We start from the raw sequence: 19,903 nt of genomic DNA, 5'->3' as shown, positions 1-19,903 counted from the left end.
GCGAAATGACCCGACCTATCCGCATCGGGGTGCAACTGCAGCCCCAGCACGCCCCGCAATATCGCGCGATCCGCGACGCCGTCCGGCGCTGTGAGGATCTCGGTGTCGACATCGCCTTCAACTGGGACCATTTCTTCCCGCTCTACGGCGACCCCGACGGGCCGCATTTCGAATGCTGGACCATGCTGGCGGCCTGGGCTGAGCAGACCTCGCGCATCGAGATCGGCGCGCTGGTCTCCTGCAACTCCTATCGCAATCCGGAGCTGCTCGCCGACATGGCCCGCACCGTCGACCATATCGGCGGCGGCCGGCTGATCCTGGGCATCGGCTCGGGCTGGAAGGACCGGGACTACCACGAATACGGCTACGACTTCGGAACCGCCGGTAGCCGGCTCGATGACCTGGCGGCCGCACTCCCGCGAATCAAAACCCGGTTGGGGCAACTGAATCCGCCGCCGACCCGGGCGCTGCCGATACTGATCGGAGGTGGCGGCGAGCGCAAGACCCTGCGCCTGGTCGCCGAGCACGCCGATATGTGGCACAGTTTCGCCGACTCCGACGTCTATCCGCGCAAGGCGGCGATCTTGGCCGAGCACTGCGCCGCGGTCGGACGCGACCCGGCCAGCATCGAACACTCGGCCGCGTTAGGCGGCGACCAGACGCAGGGCAATGTGACCGACTTGCTCGCCGAGGCCGAGCTGTTGACCGGCCTCGGGGTGCGACTGCTGACCCTCGGCTGCAACGGCCCCGACTATGACCTGACCGCCGCCGAGGCGCTGTGCCGATGGCGCGACCAGAACTAGCCGCCCGCGTTAGCGTTGCCTAGTGAGGTCCCGCGCGCACCGGGTAGCGCTACTGGGCAGGAAACTGTCGGCCCTGATCGCCGCGTTGGTGATCGTGGGCAGCCTGGCAACGGCGCCACCGGCGGTTGCCGGACCCGATCAGTGCGCACCGCCGGGCATGGAGGGCGCCGTCGTGCTGCCCCACCAGCTGGCCACCGCCAAGCGGCCGCGCGAGGACAAATACACCACGGCCGGCGTCGAACCGTTGAGCTCGATCGACGTGACCAAACTGGGCCTGGCCACCCCCGGGGTGCTGACCGTCGGCACCCTGACCGAGAGCCCGCCGACCAACTGCATCAACGCCAAGGGCCGGTACACCGGCTTTGACAACGAGCTGCTGCGGGCCATCGCCAAAAAGCTGGGCCTGCGGATCCACTTCGTCGGCACCGATTTCTTCGGGCTGCTGGCCCAGGTGGAGTCGGGACGCTTCGACGTCGGTTCGGCCTCGATCAACGCCACCGACGAGCGCCGCCGCACCGTCGGGTTCACCAACGGCTACGACTTCGGGTACATGGCCCTGGTGGTTCCGGCCGGCTCGGAGATCACCGGCTTCGACAAGCTGACCGCCGGCCGGCGAATCGCGGTGGTGCAGGGCACCGTGGAGGACGCCTACGTTGTCGACACCCTGGAGCTGGAACCGGTGCGGTTCCCCGACTCGATCACGCTGTATGCCAGCTTGAAAAGCCATCAAGTCGACGCATGGGTGGCGCCGTCGCTGACCGCGATCAACCTCCAGCGGCCCGGCGACCCGACCGAGATCGTCGGCTACACCTTCAGCCCGGCCGGCTTCGAGGCGTACGCGGTGGCCAAAGAGAACCGGGCGCTGATCTCGGCGTTGAACTCGGGTCTGGATGCGGTGATCGCCGACGGCACCTGGCCGCAGCTCTACACCGACTGGGTGCCGCGGCCGTTGCCGCCGGACTGGCAGCCGGGCTCCAAGTCGGCGGCTACCCCGCACCTGCCGGACTTCGTGGCCATCGCCGCACGCCACCACAAGGCCGAGTCGCAGCCGTACGCGCCCAAATCGACTCTGGCGCAGCTGCGCGACTCCTTCTTCGACTGGCAGCTGTACCGCGAAGCCCTGCCCGACCTGCTCAAGACCGGCCTGCCCAACACCCTGCTGCTGACCGTGAGCGGCGGCATCATCGGCTTGGTGGCCGGGCTGGGCCTGGCCGTCGCCGGGATCTCGCGCACCCGGTGGCTGCGCTGGCCGGCCCGGGTCTACACCGACATCTTCCGTGGCCTGCCCGAGGTGCTGATCATCCTGCTCATCGGCTTGGCGGTCGGGCCGCTGGTGAGCGGGCTGACCCATAACAACCCGTACCCGCTGGGCATCGCGGCGCTGGGACTGACCGCCGCGGCCTACATCGGGGAGATCCTGCGCTCAGGCATCCAGAGCGTGGAGTCCGGCCAACTGGAGGCCGCCCGGGCGCTGGGGTTCGGCTACCCCGAGTCGATGCGCCTGGTGGTGATTCCGCAGGGCATCCGGCGGGTGCTGCCGGCGCTGGTCAACCAATTCATCGCGCTGCTGAAAGCCTCAGCGCTGCTGTATTTTTTGGGCCTGGTCGCCGGCCAGCGCGAACTGTTCCAAGTAGGCCGCGACTTCAACGCCCAGACCGGCAGCTTGTCCCCCCTGGTGGCGGCCGGTGTCGTGTACCTGGCGCTGACCATCCCGTTGACGCATCTGGTGAACGTCGTCGACCACCGGCTTCGGCGTGGGCGGCCCGCCGAGCCCGACGATTCGGTTGAGCTGAGCCCGGCGCTGTCCAGTCAGGAGATGACGTGACCGCGGCAGCCTCCCGTGAGCCGGTGTCGTTGGTGGCCAAAGGGATTCAGTTGTCCTTCGGGAAGAACGCCGTGTTGCGCGGCGTCGACCTCGACGTGCCGGCGGGCAGCACCGCGGCGGTGATCGGGCCGTCCGGCTCGGGTAAGTCGACGATGCTGCGCACGTTGAACCGGCTGCATGAGCCCGACGCCGGCGACATCCTGCTGGGCGGTCGATCGGTGCTCGGCGACGATCCCGACCAGCTGCGCCAACGGATCGGCATGGTGTTCCAGCATTTCAATCTGTTTCCGCACCGCAGTGTGCTGGACAACATCAGTCTCGGCCCGCGCAAGCTGCGCGGGATGTCCCATGAGGCCGCGCGCGAGCTCGCGCTGAGCCTGCTGGAGCGGGTCGGGCTCAAGAACAAGGCGGCCGCGCGGCCCGCGGCGCTCTCGGGCGGGCAGCAGCAGCGGGTGGCGATCGCCCGGGCGTTGGCGATGGCCCCCCAGGTGATGCTCTTCGACGAGGCCACCTCGGCGCTGGACCCCGAGTTGGTCAAGGGGATCCTGGCGCTGATCGCCGAACTCGGCGCGGACGGCATGACCATGGTGGTGGTCACCCACGAGATGGCCTTTGCCCGGTCGGCGTCGGACACCGTGGTGTTCATGGACCGCGGGAAGGTGGTGGAATCGGGTCCGCCGGAGCAGATCTTCGACAACGCCGAGACCGAGCGGCTGCAGAAGTTCTTGTCCCAGGTGCTCTGACAGCAACCTGCGCGACCTATCCCCCCTCATGAGAACCACAGGTTAGACTGGCGAACTATGGCGGAGAGCAAAGCCGATACGCCGCAGGTGACGGCGGTCGCAGAAGGCTTGCATCGTTCGCTGTCGAAGCTGTTCTCGATACTCCGGCGCGGCGAAATCAGCGGCGGCGAGAAGACCGGTGAATTGACGCTCGCTCAGCTGTCGATCCTGGTCACGCTGCTGGACCGTGGGCCGATCCGGATGACCGAACTGGCTGCCCATGAACGGGTGCGTACCCCGACCACCACGGTGGCGATCCGCCGGCTGGAGAAGATCGGCCTGGTCAAACGCAGCCGTGACCCCTCGGATCTGCGGGCGGTGCTGGTCGACATCACCGAGGAGGGTTTGGCGAGTCACCGTCAGTCGCTGGCCAACCGGCATGCAGCCCTCGCGGCGATGCTGAGCCGGCTCAGCCCGGAGGACTTGGACACCCTGACCCGGGCGCTGGAACCCCTGGAGCGGCTGGCCAACTGCGGTGCCGCCGACGTGGCCGCTGCGTCCGGGGACGATGCGGCGGACTGCCCGCTGGATTGCGGTTGATGCCGACCGCGCTGATCACCGGCGCCGGCGGCGGGATCGGTTCGGCGATCGCGACCGCCCTGGCGCCCACTCACACGCTGCTGCTGGCCGGCCGGCCGTCGGCACGCCTGGACGCCGTGGCCGAACGGCTCGGCGCTACCACCTGGCCGCTGGACCTCGCCGACGCCGAGGAGATCGAGTCGGCCACCGAGATCGTCGACCAGCTCGACGTGCTGGTGCACAACGCCGGGGTGATGCTGCCCGGCGCGGCCGGCGAGTCCTCGATCGAAGAGTGGCGGGCCACCTTCGAGGTCAACGTCTTCGGCGCGGTCGCCTTGACGTGCGCGCTTTTGCCCGCGCTGCGGCAGGCTCGCGGACAGGTGGTGTTCATCAACTCCGGTGCCGGACAACGGGTTTCGCCCGGGATGGCGTCGTATTCGGCCAGCAAGTTCGCGCTTCGGGCGTTCGCGGACTCGCTGCGCAACGACGAGCCTGCGCTGCGCGTGACCACGGTCTACCCCGGCCGCGTCGACACCGAGATGCAGCAAGACCTGGTCGCCTACGAGGGTGGTGAGTACGACTCGGGCCGCTTCCTGCGTCCCGACACCGTCGCCGAAGTGGTGGCTGCCGCGGTGCACACCCCGGCCGAGGCGCAGCTGCAGGAAGTGGTGGTGCGGCCGCGCTAGCAGGCCTCCGCCGGCAGTCGCCGCGGGTGGTGGTGCCGGCCGGAGATCAGCCGGTGATCTCCGCGCGGACCCGGTCCGCGACCTTCAGCGCCTGATCGGACATGATCCCGGTGGTGCACGCCAGCACCTCGATGGCCACATTGGCCTTGCCGGTGATCACATGTGAGCAGGTCGAGTGGTCCGATACCCGGTTGGTCCGCACCGCGAACGCGTCGCCGGCTTCGCCCGGCGTCTGCACATACCATTTCTCGTCGTCCTGGCCGGCCAACGTCAGGTTGACCTCTTCACCGCTGCAGTTCTGCCAGGACTGTCCGGTCTCGCTGACGAACGCCGTTGCGGCTTCCTCGGTGGGGAACGCCGCGATCGCCGTGGTGACCCGCACCCGGACCGGCCCGGTGGTGTCGCTGGTCAGGGTCTGCACATCGATCGCCCGGTAAGAACTGCCCCCGTAGGCCGATTCGGTCCCGGGGTAGACCGCCCCGACGCAGGCCCGCTCGGTGGACACGTAGTTCTGCAGCCCGGTGGAGTGGCCGGTGACCGTCAGCGACGGATTGCGCAGGCCCGGGCCGGCGAAGAGGTCGTTGAGTGCGGCCGGATCGGGCTGCAGACCGGCCAGGTCGCCGGTGTCGACCGGCGCCGCGAACGCCGGTGCGGCACACAGCAATCCAGCTGCGGCGATGACGGTGGTGAACATGCCGAGGGGGTGCGAATCGCGCATGGGGAAGCGGACCTTTCCTGGTTCGGAGGTTGCCGATTGCGGCTAGCCGAGGTTGCGGACGATCTGCGAGCGCAGGCTACGTCCCTTGCCGCCGGGGTTGGTGTCGTTGCAGAGCCGGACGTCGACGACGTAGTTGTTCTTGGCCTGCAATACCCGCTCGCAACCGGCGCTGCCCTTCATGGGATTGGTGAACAAGGTGGCGACCAGCTCCAGCCCTCCCGCGGTCACGACCCCGGCCTTCAAGTCCGCGGTCATGCCATTGGTGTATTCGGCGGTGAACGGGGTGCCCTTGCAGTTCTTCCAGATGCCGGCCTGCTCGTTGAGGTAGGTCTGCGCCGCTTTGGCGTCAGCGAATTCGGCTACGGCCTGAACCACATTGGGGCTCACCTCCCCCCCGGGCTGGCGAAGGGTCTGCACCACGATGTCGGTGTAGCCCGAGCCGTCGTAGCCCGCCGCGGATCCGGGCGCATACACCGAGGCGCAGTTGGCCGGCGTGGTGGTCGGGGTGGTCAGGGGACGGGTGCCGGACTCGGAGCTGATCACCTGCATCGGGGTGTCCATCCGCTCGCTGATGTCGTCGGCCGAGAGCAGCACCGTGGCCAGATCCGCCGCTTCCGGGGCGGCGTGCGCGTGCGCGCCGGTCAAAGTGCCACCGATCAACGCCGCGGCCGAGACTGCCACCATCGCGGCCAGCTGAATACGCATCGCACACCACTCCGTTTCGCCGTCCTGAGTCCCCGGCCGGCGGCCGGGGCTGTCCGCATGCTAACCCGGTGTTCGTGGTGGACCGCAGGCGAACCCACCCCCGAATATGGTTCTATTCGGTGGAGGAAAGGCCACAACCCCAACGTGAAGGACGTGCAATGCAACGGGACGACACTGACCGGCGGAGCGTCGGTTACCTGGCGCTCGCGGCCGTGACCTGCGCCGTCGGGGCGCTCACGGTTCTGCCCGGACCGGCCTCGGCCACCCCGGGAGCCCCCGGGATCGACAGCATCACCAGCGTCGACCTGGCCGCCCTGCAACTCACCTCCGCGGAGGCAGCGCCCATCGTCAAGTGGCCATCCGACCCGCCTCCGGAGCTGACGGTGTACAAGACCCAGACCGCGCCGATCACCGGTTCGGCCGGCACCTCCGATGCCCAGTGCGCCTCGGCGGTCTACGCCGGTTTGGACAGCACCTATGACGGCACCGGCTTCACCGACCTGAACTACCAGGAGCTCACCGGATTCGGGTCCAAGAACAGCTATTCGGTGGTCTCGGTGGCCTCAAGCTACGACGACGAGCACGCCGCGGCCAACATGGTCGCCAACACGATCCAGAAGTGGAATGACTGCAACCGCAAGAAGGTGACCGGCGATCTGAGCGGCGCAAGCGAGACCCGGACCGTCAACAACGTGGTCTCCACACCCGACGACATCTATCTGGTCAACAACGTCGCCGAAGGTGGCGCCTGCTCACACGCCATGACCTCGCAACGCAACGTGGTCGTGGAGGTCTCGGCCTGCCGGACCAATATCGGCCTGGTCAAACAGGGCCTACAACTGGCCAACAAGATGCTGGTGAAGCTGCCATGACACATCGACTTCTCGCCGCCTGCTGTGTTGGGCTGGCCGCTTGGGCGCTCGCCGGCTGTTCCGGGGACGACCCCGACCGCGACGACGCCGCCGCCGCGGTGGCACCCGCCGCCGCCGCGGCACCGAGCCTCCAGCAGGACCCGACGGCGCCAGCGGCGCCCGCCGCGGAACCGAGCGCACCGCGGGAGGCATCTCCGACGCCGGCGGCCGGACCCCGCCTGGTAACACCGGGCAAGCTCAGCGCCCTGCTGGTGCCGGTCGAGGAGCTCAACGACCTCGTCGGCGCGAAACTGGGCTTCGAGACGGTGTTCAACAGGCCCGCTGCGCCGGCCGGCGGACTCGGCGACAAATCGGGATGCGCGGTGTTGTTCGGATCGAACTCCGACAGCTACGCCAACCAGTACACGGGCTTCCGGCGGCAGAGCGTGCGGGACGGCGAGGACAGCTCGCAGCACTTCGTCGCCCAAGAAGTGGCCACCTTCGCCGATGTCGCCACCGCCACCGAGAACTTCGGCAAGGCCTTCGACAAGACCGCGCTGGCCGGCTGTGACGGTGCTGTTGTGCACCGCCAGGGCGACGACGACCGCATCACGTGGCGGATCAACGTGACCGGCATCGGCGCCGACGACGCCCGCTGGACGCTGACGCAGCACGCTGACGGCAAACCCAACGACTGGATCTGCGCCCACCAGGCCCGGACCCGTAGCAACGTCGAGTTCGCTGTTACCGTCTGCCAATTCGGCAATGGGGCACCCGCCGCCACCGCAATCGGCAACCAGATCGCCGACTGGATTCCGCAACCGTGACCGAGGAGATGGGGCAACCATGAAGGGACCGAAGCGTTCGCGTCTTGCGATAGGCGGCGTGGCGTGCCTGGCCGTGCTGTCCGCCGGCTTCCTGCCCACCGCCGCGGCCGACTCGGCCGATCCGTACGTGCCGGCCGGCAAAGTGGAGTCCCTGCTGGTGCCCGCCGAAAGGATCGGCGACATCGTCGGGGTGACCTTCGAATACCAGAAGTCCAATCGGCGGCCGTTCCGGTCCGACGACCTCGGCAAGGACTCGGCCTGCGCGATGATGATGGGCCCCGACGTCGAAACCTTCGGTCGGGACTTCACCGGATACCGGTTTCGGGTCGACCGGGACACCGCCGAGGACGCCGATTTCATCGTCCAGCAGCGGGTGGCGACCTACGAGGATTCCGCCACCGCGGCACAGGCCTTCGGCAAGACGTTCAACAAGGGCGTGCTGGCCAAATGCAACGGCAGCGTCGTCGCGATCAAGGGCGACGACACCGATACGCAGTACCGGCTGCGGATTCAGTCGATCACCCCTAACTCCGCGCGGTGGGTGAAAGACCAACTGCTGCGCGAAGAGCCGATGGGCTTCAGCTGCTCGAACGTCGCCGGGGTGAAAGGCAACGTGCTCTATAGCGCCAAGGTGTGCCAGTTTGGCAACGGCGCGCCCGCCGCGGCCACCATCGCCGAGCGCATCACCAGTCAGGTGGCCGGCGTCCGCGCCTGATCGGGCACATCAACCCTCCGAGAATCCATGGCCCCGAACAACTTCGAGCACCGCACCGCATCGCTGGGCCGGTGGCTGCGCGGCGAGCTCAGCCGGCTCAAGCTCGGCCAACTGCGCTCGGTTGCCGCCGGGTTGATCCTGGCCGTCGCCGGATTCTTCGGCGGGCTGGACACCGTCGATTCCGGCCCGACGGTGTTCGCCGCCGACGAACCCCACAGCGACGGCCAGTACACCCTGACCGTCGTGCGCGCCACGGTGGTCGACGAGCTGCGGGCCGGTCGGCGGCTCATGGCGCCGGCGCAACCCGGTCTCCGCTATCTCGGTGTGGTGAGTACCGTTCGCAACGACGGGACGATCCCCGGGCGGTTGCTGGGCGAATTGCAATTGGTCGGCCAGCCGCAAAGCACCCCCGTGGGGGTGTTCCGGCTGGCTGACGGCGCCCCCGCCACCCAGTTGGGGCCCGGCCTCGAGGACAAGCTGGTGTTCGTGTGGCGGATCCCGGACAGCGCGATCCATCCGGATCTCGAAGTGACCCTGCGGGTCCCGCAGAAGCGCTTCACCGAGTTGCTGGTCACCTACGGCAGGAATTGGGTGGACAGCCCGACCGACTACGCCGAGATCACTTTGCCGGTGACGGTCAAATGAACGCCCCCGTGCGGCGACCACCGCGGGGACTGACCGCCCTGTGGGCGGCGCCGATCCTGGTGGCCGCCGCGCTGCTCTGGCAGCACCTGCCGGACAGCACCCAGGTTTACGCGCCGTTCGACGTGTACGGCCGGTTCGGTGCCCCGGCGAGCGGGCGGGCTCTGACCGTCACCGTTGACGACGTGCGGCTGGCGCCGAGGGCCCAGGGATCGGCACGGTGGGCGCTGCCGCCGCCGGTCACCCCGGCCGGCCGGTGGTTGGTGGTGCGCGCGACCGTGTCGGCGACACGGCAGACGGTGCTAGCCAACGCGCAGCTTCGGGTCGGCCCCAACACCTACCGGCCGTCGGACCGGTTCCCCGGCTACGCGATGGGTGACCGGGTCGATCCGGGAATCAGCCAGCACGGCAGCTGGGTGTTCGATGTCCCGCCCGGCCTGTTCGACCCGCCCGGCCCCGACCCCTTCGAACTCCTGGTGTGGCCGGGCCTCGACGAGCGCCTCGATGACCGGCTGGTCATCACCCTGCGCGGCCACCTTCAGTCCGAATCGGACACCGTCACGGTCTTCGCCCCCGAGGTCAGCGGATGACGCCCCGCACGCTCATGCTGTGGCAGCGCAACGTGATCGGTCTCGCGGTGGCCGCTGTGGCCATGGTGGTTCTCGGTATCACCGACTTGTACCCGCACTGGTCGGCCTACCGCGCCGGCATCACCCCGGCCCGGGTGATCGCGAAAGGGGACACCGCGACCGTTGACGGACAGACGTGGCGGGTCGGGGCGATTCATCACCTCAACGCGGTGCCGCACGCTCGGGAGCGTCTGCCGGCCCATACCGCGCTAACGGTCGTCACCGTCGAGCGGACCGGTACCCCACCGCCCCCGGAATGCACTGCCGTCATCACCGACGGGCGGCGTCGCTGGCAGACCGCTGCCCTCTCGAATCGCGCGCCACTGGTCGGCGGCGCCACCGACCGGTGCAGCAGGCCCGGCCCACTGCAGCTGAGCTTCCTGCTGCCCTCCGATGCGGTCCCCACCGCCGTGGACCTGATCGATGCCAACAACGCCATCATGCTGCGAATCATGTTGTGAGCCGGTGACTTCACCGGCGGCGGCGTTGGCGCGGTACACGCAGTAGGCGAACATCGCGGCGATAAGGGTGATCCGCAGCGGTTGCACGATCAGCTGCGAGATCAGGCTCATGGTGCCGCCGAATGCCGACCAGAACTCCGGGCCGTGCGGTCCGACAAGCTTGGCCATGCCCCGGAATAGATAGCCTTCGGTCAACTGGGTCCGGTAGAAGCTGCCGCGCATGTCCAGCCACGCCAGCACGAGATAGGCCAGTATGTAACCCGACAGGGCGACCGGGCCGCCGTGCAGGATCAGCCGGGCGGCATCGACGATCGGGCCGAACCTCCCGGTCTTCGACCGGGCGTACTCCGACGCCCGCGACCGCAGCTGTTCCGGTGCCTGACGCCAGCGCTGCGCGAACCCGGCCGCCGCGTCGCCGGGAGCCGGCCGCCGCAGCATCGCCGGCCAGTGGATCTGCGTCGACACCCCATAGACGATTCCGGCTGCGGCCAGCCACATCAGCGGAACCGCGGCTCCGCCGAACGCCGTCCGCACCAGCCACATCAGGCCCTGCCATCCCGACTCCAACGGTTGAACGTGCGAGAACGCTTCCGCGCGTAGGTTGTTGAACCACACCACCAGCCGACGGTGACTGAGCCACTCTCCCGGCTTGATCAGGAAGGTGATGCCCGCCGCCAGCGAGAAGGTCAGCACCAGAAACACCCACAGCGCGTCGATGTAGACCCGCACCGCGGTCAGCGCGGCCGGCAGCCGACCGCTGAAGTGCGCCAACACGAATCGGGCTGCCAACGCAGCACCCACCACCACCCAGGTGACCCGGGAGATCGGCAGCATCTCGGTGTTGACCCCGCTCATCGCGTCGGCCACCCGATAGTTGAGCGCCAGGCGCTGGTAGGCCAGCCAGTCTTCCTTGAACATCTGCCAACCGAGATAGATCGCGAAGAACGGCACGATCACGCCGGTGAACAGATCGACGCTGCGCAGCGACCGGCGCGGCATCCCCGCCAACGCCGGGATTCCGGTCCGCAGCACCAAAAACATCGCCACATACGAGCCCAGCTGGGCCAGCCCGGCGCAGGGCATGATCAGTGCCGCCCAGAGCGGATTACTGTGTCCGGTCCAGGCGGCCGCGGCGATCACCACGCGGCGGACGACCAGGCCGACCAGATAGCACGCTGCCAGCTGCGGCCAGTACCGCCACCACAACGTGAAAGGCGTCAGTAGGTTCCGCAGCACCGGCATCGTTCTCACACCACCAGATTCACCAATCGGCCGGGCACCACGATCACCTTCTTCGGGGTGGCACCGGACAGGAACGCCTGCACCTTCTCGTCGGCCAGCGCAGCGGCCTTGATCTCGTCCTGGCCCGCGTCGGTGGCTACCGTGACCAGTCCACGCTTCTTGCCGTTGACCTGCACCGGGTATTCGACGGTGTCGGTTACCAGATAGGCCGGGTCGGCCACCGGGAACGGTCCGTGCGCCAGCGAAGACGCGTGGCCGAGCCGCTGCCACAGTTCCTCAGCCAGGTGCGGGGCCAGTGGCGCGAGCATCAGTGCCAACGGCTCGACAGCAGCGCGTGGAACGCCGTCCCGGTGCTCCTTGGTCAGGTGATTGGTGTACTCGATCAGCTTGGCTGCGGCGGTGTTGTTGCGCAGTGCGGCATAGTCTTCCGAAACGCCCACGATTGTCCGGTGCAGCAGGCGCAGCGTCTCGGTGTCCGGCTCGGAGTCGAGCACCCGGGTGGCGCCGGTCTCCTCGTCGACGACCAGGCGCCATACCCGCTGCAGGAAGCGATGCGCGCCGATCACGTCCTTGGTGGCCCACGGCCGCGACATGTCCAGCGGACCCATCGACATCTCATAGACCCGCAGGGTGTCGGCGCCGTAGCTGTCGCAGATCTCGTCGGGAGACACCGAATTCTTCAGGCTTTTACCCATTTTGCCGTATTCGGCGAAGACTTCGGTGTCACCGTCGGCGCCCGGGAGGTAGAACTTCCCGTCGCGTTCCACGACATCGGCGGCCGGCACATAGGACCCGCGGGAGTCGGTGTAGGCGGCCGCCTGGATGTAGCCCTGGTTGACCAGGCGGCGGTAGGGCTCACGCGAGCTGACGTGCCCGAGGTCGAACAACACCTTGTGCCAGAAACGGCAGTACAGCAGGTGCAGCACCGCGTGCTCGGCACCGCCGACGTAGAGGTCCACGCCGCCCGGATCATCGGGACCGTGCTCGGCAGGCCGCGGGCCCATCCAATACGCCTCGTTCTCCGGCGCGCAGAACTGCTCGGCGTTGTGCGGGTCGGCGTAACGCAGCTCGTACCAGGAGCTTCCAGCCCACTGCGGCATGACGTTGGTGTCTCGGGTGTAGGACTGCAGGCCGTCGCCGAGGTCCAGCTCGACGTGAACCCAGTCGGTGGCCTTGGCCAATGGCGGCGAGGGTTCGCTGGCGGCGTCGTCTGGGTCGAACAGCACCGGCGAGTAGTCGGCGACGTCGGGCAGCTCGACCGGCAATGCCGCGGAGTCCAGCGGGTGCGCGCGGCCGTCGGTGTCGAACACGATCGGGAACGGCTCGCCCCAGTACCGCTGCCGGGCGAAAAGCCAGTCCCGCAGCTTGTATTCGACGCGGGCCCATCCACGGCCATCGGCCTCCAGCCGTTGCGTCATCGCCTTCTTGGCGTCGGCGACGGTCATGCCGTCCAACGGGCCGGAATTGACCAGAGTGCCGTCCCCGGCATACGCGGCCTGCGAGATGTCGCCGCCGGCAATGACTTCCAGTACCGGCAGGCCGAATTCGGCGGCGAACTCCCAGTCCCGCTGATCGTGGCCCGGCACGGCCATGATGGCCCCGGTGCCGTAGCCGGCCAGCACATAGTCGGCAATGAAGATCGGTATCTGCTTGCCGTTGGCCGGGTTGGTGGCGTAACTGCCAAGGAACACCCCGGTTTTGGCCTTGTTCTCCTGGCGTTCCAGATCGGATTTCGCCGCGATCGCCTTGCGGTAGGCGGCCACGGCTTCCGGCGGCGTGGCGGCTCCGAACGTCCAGCGTTGATCAACTCCCGCTGGCCATTCCGCGACGGTCAACCGATCGACCAGGTCATGTTCGGGGGCGAGCACCAGGTAGCTGGCGCCAAACAGCGTGTCCGGACGGGTGGTGAATACCTCGATGTCCACTGCAGCGCAGTCGGTGGTGTCGGCGCCGAACAGCGCCGCCGCCCCGGTCGAGCGCCCGATCCAATTGCGCTGCATGGTCTTGACCTTCTCCGGCCAGTCCAGCACATCGAGGTCGTCGAGCAGCCGGTCGGAGTAAGCGGTGATCCGCATCATCCACTGCCGCAGCCGCTTCCGGAACACCGGGAAATTACCCCGGTCGCTTCGCCCGTCCGCGGTCACCTCTTCGTTGGCCAGCACGGTGCCCAGCCCCGGGCACCAGTTGACCATCGAGTCCGAGCGGTAGACCAGCCGGTAGCCGTCGATGATGTCGGCCCGCTCCCCGGCCGACAGCTGCGCCCAGTCCCGCCCGTCGTCGAGTGCCCGGGTGCCGGCATCGAATTCGGCGACCAACTCGGTGATCGGGCGGGCTTTGTTGGCGCTGGTGTCGAACCAGGCGTTGTAGATCTGCAGGAAGATCCACTGGGTCCATTTGTAGAAGTCGACGTCGGTGGTGGAGAAGCTGCGCCGACTGTCGTGGCCGAGCCCCAGGCGGCGCAGCTGCCGGCGGAAGTTCTCGATGTTGGCCTCGGTGCGGATACGCGGATGGGTGCCGGTCTGCACCGCGTACTGCTCGGCGGGCAGGCCGAACGCGTCGAAGCCCAGTGCATGCAGCACGTTGTGGCCGGTCATCCGGAAGTAGCGGGCGTAGACGTCGGTGGCGATGTAGCCGAGCGGGTGGCCGACATGCAGGCCGTCGCCGGACGGGTAGGGGAACATGTCCTGGACGAACATCTTGTCGGCGGGCACCGCGGAACCGTCCGACGGTGCCAGCGTGCCGACCGGGTTGGCGACGTTGAAGGTCCCCGCCCGCTCCCAGTGTTCCTGCCAGGCGCCTTCGATGCGCCCGGCCAGTGCCGCCGTGTAGCGATGCGGGGGTGCCTGGTCGCCGGGTTCCTGGGTGGTCGGGGCTTCGTTCACCTCAACAGGGTAAAGGGCGGGGTTCGCCAGGCCGCTCGCCACAGCTTGATATCGGTTGCGTTGCAGGCCGATGAGGGGTTCGTTCCAGCTCGGTTGCAGCCCTGGTGGGGTGCCGCACTGCTGGTTACCGTCGAGGCACGGTCGGGGCTCCCTTGCCCGGCCCGTCGGTGGAAGGACCTGAGGAGATGACGAACACCGTCCGCCGTTGGCGGCTACTGGTCGGCTTCGCGGCTGTCACAGCGGCAGGCTTCGGCGGCCCGGTGGGGATCCCGGCCGCCCTGGGCGACCCGCTGCTGCCGACGCCGCCCAACCCGTACGGCCCGGCTGCGCAACCGGCTGCCGTGCCGGTGACCCCGCCGCTCCCGGGGGTACCGCGGCTGGTGCCGCCGCTGCCGGCGGCGCCCGGACCGGCCGTCGTACCGGGATCTGCGGTGCCCGCCGCGGCCCCGGCTGCGCTGGTTCCGGCGACCTCGGGAACGTTGCGGGACTACTTCGCCGCCAAGAACGTGCAATTGGAGCCGCAGCAGGCCGCGGGCTTCACTGCACTCAACATCACCCTGCCGATGCCGGTGGGCTGGACCCACGTGCCCGACCCCAACGTGCCGGACGCGTTCGCGGTCATCGCCGACCGGCGCAGCGGGTCGCTCTACACCCCCAACGCGCAGGTGGTGGTCTACCGCCTGGTCGGGCAGTTCGACCCGAAAGAGGCGATCACCCACGGGTTCGTCGACAGTCAGAAGCTGATGGCCTGGCAGACCACCAATGCCTCGCTGGCCGACTTCAACGGGTTCCCATCCGCGGTGATCGAGGGCACGTACCGCGACGCCGACATGACCCTGAACACCTCCCGGCGCCACGTGATCGTGCCGACGGACGACACCGCCTACCTGGTGTCGCTGACCGTGACCACCGGGGCCGGGCGCGCGGTGGGCAATGCCCCGGCAACCGACGCGATCGTGAACGGCTTCCGGGTGGAGCGCCCCGGCGTCGCCCATCTACCGAACGCGCCGCACGGACCCGTGGCGCCGGCCCCGGGGCAGCTGCGGACGGGCACCGCAGGCTGACGGTCCGTCCCCTCGTATCCTGGAGCCCATGCTGATCATGGGTGTGTTGTGCCTGATTGGGGCCGTCGTGTCCCTGGTGTTCGGAGTGCGGACCCTGGCGCGCCCGCTCACCGGCGACCCCGAGCAGTTGGTGCTGCGGGCGGTCGCACCCGCTCAAGTCGCCGTCGGGGTGGTCCTGGCCGTGGGCGGGGCACTGGTACTGGCCGGCCCGCCCTCGCTGGCGCTGCTGGCCCTGATCATCTCGATCACCGGCGCGTTGGCCATCCTGGCGGCCGGCGCCTGGCAGGGAGCGCGCTACGCGGCGCGCCAGGCCGAGGCGGCGGCATCCGGTGGCTGCGGCTCGGGCTGCGGCTGCGGCGACAGCGCCCCCGCCGACGAGGTTGGCTGCGGACCCGGCTGCGGTTGTGCCGAGAGCGCACCGCCGGAGCCGGCGTCGGGCTGCGGCAGTGGTTGCGGCTGCTCGTAACCGGCTTGCCGGCGCCGCTCAGTTGCGGCTGATGTCGATCGGATGGGTGGCCAGCAGCGCCGTGGGCCACGGCTGGCGCCGCAGCGCCCGGCCCCACAGATCCACCCGCGGCGGCACCAGCACGTCCGACGGCAGCGCCGACAGCACGATCCAGTCATCGCGCTCGATCTCACCCTCGAGCTGGCCGATGGTCCAGCCGGCGTAGCCGGCGAAGATCCGCACCCCCTCCACATGGGGGGCGATCGTCTCGGGTTCGGCGTCAAGGTCGACCATCACCAGCCGGCCGTCGATGTGGCGCAGGCCCGGGACACCCTGGGGTTCGGCACCGACGCGCAACAAGCCGACACACAGTGCGGCGTCGCGTTTCACCGGGCCGCCGATGAACATCGTCTTGGGCTTGGCGGCCAGCTCCGACCATTGCGGCAGCACGTTGTAGACCGCGGTCTCGCTCGGGCGGTTGAGCACCACGCCCAGCGTGCCGCCGTCGTTGTGCTCGACCACATAGATCACGGTGCGGCGAAAGGTGGGTTCGAGCAGGTCGGTGTTGGCCAAGAGCAGCGTCCCGGCCCGGACCCGATGCGCAGCGGGCGCGACGTAGTCCTCGGGGTCTTCGGGATGCGCCACCCTCCCATAATGTCACCCGAACCCGGTGAACGTGGGTCAGCTGTGCCAAACGCCAAGCGACCTCGAAGATTTGTACTCTGGTTTGGGGCCGGTGCCGCGCCGCCGCCCGCGTCCGGAAGTAGGTCTTGTGGTGGACACCCGCGCACCCGCATCGCTGTGGCGATCGGCGCGCAGCCTGCCGGAATTCTGGCGGCTGCTGGAACTGCGGGCGGCAAGCCAGTTCGGTGACGGCCTGTTTCAGGCCGGCCTGGCCGGCGCCCTGCTGTTCAACCCGGACCGGGCCGCCGCCCCGTGGGCGATCGCCGGGGCCTTCGCGGTGCTGTTCCTGCCGTATTCGGTGTTGGGACCGTTCGCCGGCGCGCTGCTGGACCGCTGGGATCGGCGACTGGTGCTGGTGGTGGCCAATCTGGCCCGGCTGGTACTGGCGCTGGGCATCGCCGCGCTACTGGCGATCGGCGCCGGTGACCTGCCGGTGCTGTGTGCGGCGCTGATCGCCAACGGGTTCACCCGGTTCATCGCCTCCGGGTTGTCGGCGGCCCTGCCGCATGTGGTGCCACGTGAGCAGGTCGTCACGATGAACGCGCTGGCGATCGCCACCGGTGCGGTGGCGGCGTTCCTGGGCGCCAACTTCATGCTGGTGCCGCGCTGGCTGGTTGGCGCCGACGACCGCGGCGCGGCCTCCATCATCGCCGCGGTGGCGGTGCCGGTCACGATCGCGCTGGTGCTCGCGCTGCGCTTCGGATCCCGCGTACTCGGCCCCGACGACACCAAGCGCGCGATCCATGGATCGGTGCTCTATGCGGTGACCACCGGCTGGCTGCACGGCATCCGGACGGTGCGGGCCCGGCCCACCGTCGCGGCGACGCTGTCCGGGCTGGCCGCGCACCGGATGGCGTTCGGGATCAACACATTGCTGGTGCTGGTGCTGGTGCGCCACGTCGGCGAGCACACGGTGTCCGGGCTGGGGACCACGGCGTTGTTCGTAGCCGCCGCCGGCGCCGGCTCGTTTCTGGCCACCGTGCTCACCCCGCCGGCAGTGCACCGCTGGGGCCGGTACGCCACCGCCAACGGAGCGCTGGCGGCCGCGGCGGTGATACAGCTCGCCGGGGTCAGCCTGTATCTGCCGGTGCTGGTGCTCTGCGGATTCCTGCTGGGAGTGGCCGGGCAGGTGGTCAAACTCTGCGCTGACACCGCCATGCAGATCGATGTCGATGACGCCCTGCGCGGACACGTGTTCGCGGTGCAGGATTCGCTGTTTTGGGCGTCGTTCATTCTTGCGGTGGCCGGCGCCGCGGCGGTGGTGCCCCCCGATGGCCAAGCGCCGGTGCTGATCGTGGCCGGGACCCTGCTGTACCTGGCCGGTCTGGCCGGGCACAGCCTGATCGGGCGGCAACGGGATCCGGTGGGCGGCATACAGTACGGGCATGGCAGAAACTGAACCGATCGTTGCCGACCTGAGTGCCGAGAGCGACGACCTGGACACCTTGGTGGCTCCGCTCACCGACGGCCAGTGGGGGGCACCCACGCCGGCGGCGGGCTGGAGCATCGCCCATCAGATCGCTCATCTGCTGTGGACCGACCGGCTCTCGCTCAAGGCCATCACCGACGAGGCCGGGTTCGCCGAGGAACTCGCGGCGGCGATGGAGAACCCGACCGGGTTCGTCGACGCCGGGGCCGCCGAATTGGCGACGCGGGCGCCGGCCGAGCTGCTGGCGGACTGGCGCTCGACCCGGGCGCGGCTGCACGAGGCGCTGCTGGGCGTGCCCGACGGGCGCAAGCTGCCGTGGTTCGGTCCGCCGATGAGCGCGGCATCGATGGCCACCGCCCGGCTGATGGAGACCTGGGCCCACGGCCTGGATGTCGCCGATGCCCTCGGGATTCGGCGGGCCCCCACCGCGCGGTTGCGGTCGATCGCGCACCTGGGGGTGCGGACCCGCGACTATGCATTCACCGTCAACAACCTGACGCCACCGGCCGAACCGTTTCACGTGGAACTGCACGCCCCCGGCGGCGGGGTCTGGGCGTGGGGACCGGTGAACGCCGGGCAGCGGGTGACCGGGTCGGCCGAGCATTTCTGTTTCCTGGTCACCCAACGTCGTGCACTGGCTGATCTGGACGTCGCAGCGCACGGGGATGACGCCCAGCGCTGGTTGGAGATCGCTCAAGCCTTCGCGGGGCCTCCCGGCCGGGGGCGATGAGCGCGCCAGCGCGAAGAGAGACCCGGCCGCACCACCACCGCCGGGGGCGATGAGCGCGCCAGCGCAACTCCCCTCCCCGACTGGGAATTCGCCGAGGTACTCGCGGCGTGGCGCGTGGTCGGATTCCCACTCGGCGGTACCGTCGCAGCACTGGCGCCGCGCGGCTCAGAACCAGGCCAAGACTCCGCCCACGATCATTTCGGCCGAGTTCAGCAACGCCTGGAACATGTTCACGTTGGCGGAGTCGATCATGTGGTACGTCGTGTTTCCGATCACCTCGTCGGTTGCGGAGCTGATCTCCTCCGGCGACAAGCCCAGGTACGCCAGGTGATCGCTGAACATGCCGAACGTTTGGTGGCCCTCGTCCCAGTTGGCGAACCCGTCGCTGGACAGGGAGTACACATCGGTCGTGAAGAGGTCACTTGGGGTCACCAGGCCGATGACTGAGTCGATGTGCATCATCTCGGCAAACTGATAGACCATCTTGATCACGTCGTCATGCCACGACTCCGGAAACCAGCCGAGCAACGTGGGCAAAAACCCGCTCAGGAATCCGCCCTGCGCCGCGCTGTTCCCCACCATCACGAAATGCAGCGCATCCAAGGGCATGTCGGGATATTGCTGATGGAGTTGTTGCTCAGCCAGCCCTGCAGCGGCGTTGGCCTGCGAATAGCCGAAGATGTATAGCGGATCCTCTGCGCTGAAGCTGCCCTCTCCGTCGTTCCACCGCTCCGCGATGGCGTCGACCAGGATCTTGGTCGCACCGGTGATGCTCGCGTTCAGGTCAGAAGTCTCGGGCACCTGCAGGAACGTCGCGGTGCCATTGCTGGGAAACCCGTTCGGTTCCAGATACAACTCTTTGCTCAGATCGAGCCAGTTCTGGTTCATCGCCGGGATCATCACCAGGGCTTCGGCGGCCAGCGCGTAGTCCAGGATCAGATGATCGCTGCCGGCGGCGGGTGCCGGGGCAGCCGTCGCGCCCAAGACGACTACCGGTGCCGCCAGCAGTGCCCCCACGGTGGTCTTGTTCACTGGTCCTCCCCGTTGCGGCGTGTTTCTAAGAGCCAGCGGAATGTTCCGGCGCCGTCATTAACTTAGCCGATCCGACATGGTGGAGTCCACTAAAGCGATCTTGCGCCGCGGAATCCGCTCGAACTCCCACAAAAATGGTGGTGAGTGTCGCAAATGTGTTCGGCATCCGTCCGGAGCGTCGCGCCGGGCTCCCAGCCGCCGCGCAGAACCGGCGTTTTGGAGTTGTCCACGC

At 68.6% G+C, this 19,903-nt stretch carries 20 protein-coding genes; 14 read left to right on the top strand and 6 right to left on the bottom strand.

The window, feature by feature from the left end; all coding sequences use genetic code 11:
• Window positions 1-5 precede the first annotated feature (5 nt).
• From A5694_RS07410 to A5694_RS07390, 5 genes are all read left to right on the top strand, one after another.
• On the top strand, window positions 6-803 hold the full coding sequence (locus A5694_RS07410) for an LLM class F420-dependent oxidoreductase (RefSeq protein ID WP_064921193.1): 798 nt from the start codon (window positions 6-8) through the stop codon (window positions 801-803).
• Window positions 804-960: 157 nt separating this feature from the next.
• A complete protein-coding gene (locus A5694_RS07405) occupies window positions 961-2,628 on the top strand; it encodes an ABC transporter substrate-binding protein/permease (RefSeq protein WP_234786335.1) in 1,668 nt (555 codons plus the stop codon).
• Complete coding sequence (locus tag A5694_RS07400) at window positions 2,625-3,371, top strand: amino acid ABC transporter ATP-binding protein (protein WP_064921192.1); 747 nt, start codon at window positions 2,625-2,627, stop codon at window positions 3,369-3,371. The genes A5694_RS07405 and A5694_RS07400 overlap by 4 nt, the downstream gene beginning before the upstream one ends.
• Window positions 3,372-3,428: 57 nt before the next feature.
• On the top strand, window positions 3,429-3,950 hold the full coding sequence (locus A5694_RS07395) for a MarR family winged helix-turn-helix transcriptional regulator (protein WP_064921191.1): 522 nt from the start codon (window positions 3,429-3,431) through the stop codon (window positions 3,948-3,950).
• Window positions 3,950-4,615: an SDR family oxidoreductase gene (locus A5694_RS07390; RefSeq protein WP_064921190.1), complete on the top strand. Its 666-nt coding sequence runs from the start codon at window positions 3,950-3,952 to the stop codon at window positions 4,613-4,615. The genes A5694_RS07395 and A5694_RS07390 overlap by 1 nt, the downstream gene beginning before the upstream one ends.
• Before the next feature lie 46 nt (window positions 4,616-4,661).
• Here A5694_RS07390 and A5694_RS07385 read toward each other — a convergent pair whose 3' ends face one another.
• Together A5694_RS07385 and A5694_RS07380 are read right to left on the bottom strand one after the other, a co-directional pair.
• Complete coding sequence (locus tag A5694_RS07385) at window positions 4,662-5,333, bottom strand: sensor domain-containing protein (RefSeq protein ID WP_064921189.1); 672 nt, start codon at window positions 5,331-5,333, stop codon at window positions 4,662-4,664.
• 42 nt (window positions 5,334-5,375) lie between these two features.
• Entirely contained in the window at window positions 5,376-6,038 is a 663-nt protein-coding gene (locus tag A5694_RS07380; protein WP_064921188.1) for a sensor domain-containing protein, read from the bottom strand.
• Window positions 6,039-6,196: 158 nt separating this feature from the next.
• Between A5694_RS07380 and A5694_RS07375 the strand changes: the two genes are divergently transcribed.
• The 5 genes from A5694_RS07375 to A5694_RS07355 are packed head-to-tail and all read left to right on the top strand — an operon-like array spanning window position 6,197 to window position 9,663.
• Complete coding sequence (locus A5694_RS07375) at window positions 6,197-6,910, top strand: sensor domain-containing protein (protein WP_064921187.1); 714 nt, start codon at window positions 6,197-6,199, stop codon at window positions 6,908-6,910.
• Window positions 6,907-7,716, top strand: coding sequence for a sensor domain-containing protein (locus A5694_RS07370; protein WP_064921186.1), 810 nt, complete (start codon window positions 6,907-6,909; stop codon window positions 7,714-7,716). Before A5694_RS07375 ends, A5694_RS07370 begins: the two co-directional genes overlap by 4 nt.
• A gap of 19 nt (window positions 7,717-7,735) precedes the next feature.
• Window positions 7,736-8,431: a sensor domain-containing protein gene (locus A5694_RS07365; RefSeq protein ID WP_165604283.1), complete on the top strand. Its 696-nt coding sequence runs from the start codon at window positions 7,736-7,738 to the stop codon at window positions 8,429-8,431.
• A gap of 27 nt (window positions 8,432-8,458) precedes the next feature.
• Window positions 8,459-9,076 (top strand): hypothetical protein, encoded by a 618-nt coding sequence (locus A5694_RS07360; RefSeq protein ID WP_064921184.1) that lies wholly within the window; start codon window positions 8,459-8,461, stop codon window positions 9,074-9,076.
• Window positions 9,077-9,084: 8 nt separating this feature from the next.
• Entirely contained in the window at window positions 9,085-9,663 is a 579-nt protein-coding gene (locus A5694_RS07355; RefSeq protein ID WP_131809539.1) for a hypothetical protein, read from the top strand.
• A gap of 248 nt (window positions 9,664-9,911) precedes the next feature.
• On the opposite strand, the gene A5694_RS07350 is transcribed toward A5694_RS07355, so the two are convergent.
• Both A5694_RS07350 and leuS read right to left on the bottom strand, forming a co-directional pair.
• Complete coding sequence (locus A5694_RS07350) at window positions 9,912-11,405, bottom strand: hypothetical protein (protein ID WP_064921182.1); 1,494 nt, start codon at window positions 11,403-11,405, stop codon at window positions 9,912-9,914.
• Window positions 11,406-11,410: 5 nt separating this feature from the next.
• Window positions 11,411-14,287 (bottom strand): leucine--tRNA ligase, encoded by a 2,877-nt coding sequence (gene leuS / locus A5694_RS07345; protein WP_065019422.1) that lies wholly within the window; start codon window positions 14,285-14,287, stop codon window positions 11,411-11,413.
• 185 nt (window positions 14,288-14,472) lie between these two features.
• Here leuS and A5694_RS07340 point away from each other — a divergent pair, with 185 nt between their 5' ends.
• Window positions 14,473-15,351 (top strand): LpqN/LpqT family lipoprotein, encoded by an 879-nt coding sequence (locus tag A5694_RS07340; RefSeq protein ID WP_064921180.1) that lies wholly within the window; start codon window positions 14,473-14,475, stop codon window positions 15,349-15,351.
• A gap of 28 nt (window positions 15,352-15,379) precedes the next feature.
• Entirely contained in the window at window positions 15,380-15,817 is a 438-nt protein-coding gene (locus A5694_RS07335; RefSeq protein WP_064921179.1) for a hypothetical protein, read from the top strand.
• 18 nt (window positions 15,818-15,835) lie between these two features.
• Here A5694_RS07335 and A5694_RS07330 read toward each other — a convergent pair whose 3' ends face one another.
• Entirely contained in the window at window positions 15,836-16,441 is a 606-nt protein-coding gene (locus A5694_RS07330; RefSeq protein WP_064921178.1) for a YqgE/AlgH family protein, read from the bottom strand.
• Window positions 16,442-16,571: 130 nt separating this feature from the next.
• Between A5694_RS07330 and A5694_RS07325 the strand changes: the two genes are divergently transcribed.
• Both A5694_RS07325 and A5694_RS07320 read left to right on the top strand, forming a co-directional pair.
• Window positions 16,572-17,879, top strand: a complete 1,308-nt coding sequence (locus A5694_RS07325) for an MFS transporter (RefSeq protein WP_109535628.1) — start codon at window positions 16,572-16,574, stop codon at window positions 17,877-17,879.
• A complete protein-coding gene (locus A5694_RS07320) occupies window positions 17,866-18,639 on the top strand; it encodes a TIGR03084 family metal-binding protein (protein WP_064921176.1) in 774 nt (257 codons plus the stop codon). Before A5694_RS07325 ends, A5694_RS07320 begins: the two co-directional genes overlap by 14 nt.
• A 165-nt stretch (window positions 18,640-18,804) precedes the next feature.
• On the opposite strand, the gene A5694_RS07315 is transcribed toward A5694_RS07320, so the two are convergent.
• Complete coding sequence (locus tag A5694_RS07315) at window positions 18,805-19,671, bottom strand: PE-PPE domain-containing protein (protein ID WP_064921175.1); 867 nt, start codon at window positions 19,669-19,671, stop codon at window positions 18,805-18,807.
• Between the last annotated feature and the right edge of the window lie 232 nt (window positions 19,672-19,903).

It is taken from the genome of Mycolicibacter sinensis (genome assembly GCF_001667945.1).
GTDB lineage: Bacteria > Actinomycetota > Actinomycetes > Mycobacteriales > Mycobacteriaceae > Mycobacterium > Mycobacterium sinense_B.
Note: the sequence above shows the minus strand (reverse complement) of the source record. Positions and strands in the feature narration are given on the sequence as shown.

Excerpts from the sequence above, each read along its gene's own strand:
- A5694_RS07385 (WP_064921189.1), bottom strand. The coding sequence starts at position 5,333 with ATGCGCGATTCGCACCCCCTCGGCATGTTCACCACCGTCATCGCCGCA.
- A5694_RS07370 (WP_064921186.1), top strand. The coding sequence starts at position 6,907 with ATGACACATCGACTTCTCGCCGCCTGCTGTGTTGGGCTGGCCGCTTGG.
- A5694_RS07320 (WP_064921176.1), top strand. The coding sequence starts at position 17,866 with ATGGCAGAAACTGAACCGATCGTTGCCGACCTGAGTGCCGAGAGCGAC.
- A5694_RS07390 (WP_064921190.1), top strand. The coding sequence starts at position 3,950 with ATGCCGACCGCGCTGATCACCGGCGCCGGCGGCGGGATCGGTTCGGCG.
- A5694_RS07365 (WP_165604283.1), top strand. The coding sequence starts at position 7,736 with ATGAAGGGACCGAAGCGTTCGCGTCTTGCGATAGGCGGCGTGGCGTGC.
- A5694_RS07375 (WP_064921187.1), top strand. The coding sequence starts at position 6,197 with ATGCAACGGGACGACACTGACCGGCGGAGCGTCGGTTACCTGGCGCTC.
- A5694_RS07350 (WP_064921182.1), bottom strand. The coding sequence starts at position 11,405 with ATGCCGGTGCTGCGGAACCTACTGACGCCTTTCACGTTGTGGTGGCGG.
- A5694_RS07405 (WP_234786335.1), top strand. The coding sequence starts at position 961 with ATGGAGGGCGCCGTCGTGCTGCCCCACCAGCTGGCCACCGCCAAGCGG.
- A5694_RS07380 (WP_064921188.1), bottom strand. The coding sequence starts at position 6,038 with ATGCGTATTCAGCTGGCCGCGATGGTGGCAGTCTCGGCCGCGGCGTTG.
- A5694_RS07395 (WP_064921191.1), top strand. The coding sequence starts at position 3,429 with ATGGCGGAGAGCAAAGCCGATACGCCGCAGGTGACGGCGGTCGCAGAA.
- A5694_RS07335 (WP_064921179.1), top strand. The coding sequence starts at position 15,380 with ATGCTGATCATGGGTGTGTTGTGCCTGATTGGGGCCGTCGTGTCCCTG.
- A5694_RS07340 (WP_064921180.1), top strand. The coding sequence starts at position 14,473 with ATGACGAACACCGTCCGCCGTTGGCGGCTACTGGTCGGCTTCGCGGCT.
- A5694_RS07410 (WP_064921193.1), top strand. The coding sequence starts at position 6 with ATGACCCGACCTATCCGCATCGGGGTGCAACTGCAGCCCCAGCACGCC.
- A5694_RS07360 (WP_064921184.1), top strand. The coding sequence starts at position 8,459 with ATGGCCCCGAACAACTTCGAGCACCGCACCGCATCGCTGGGCCGGTGG.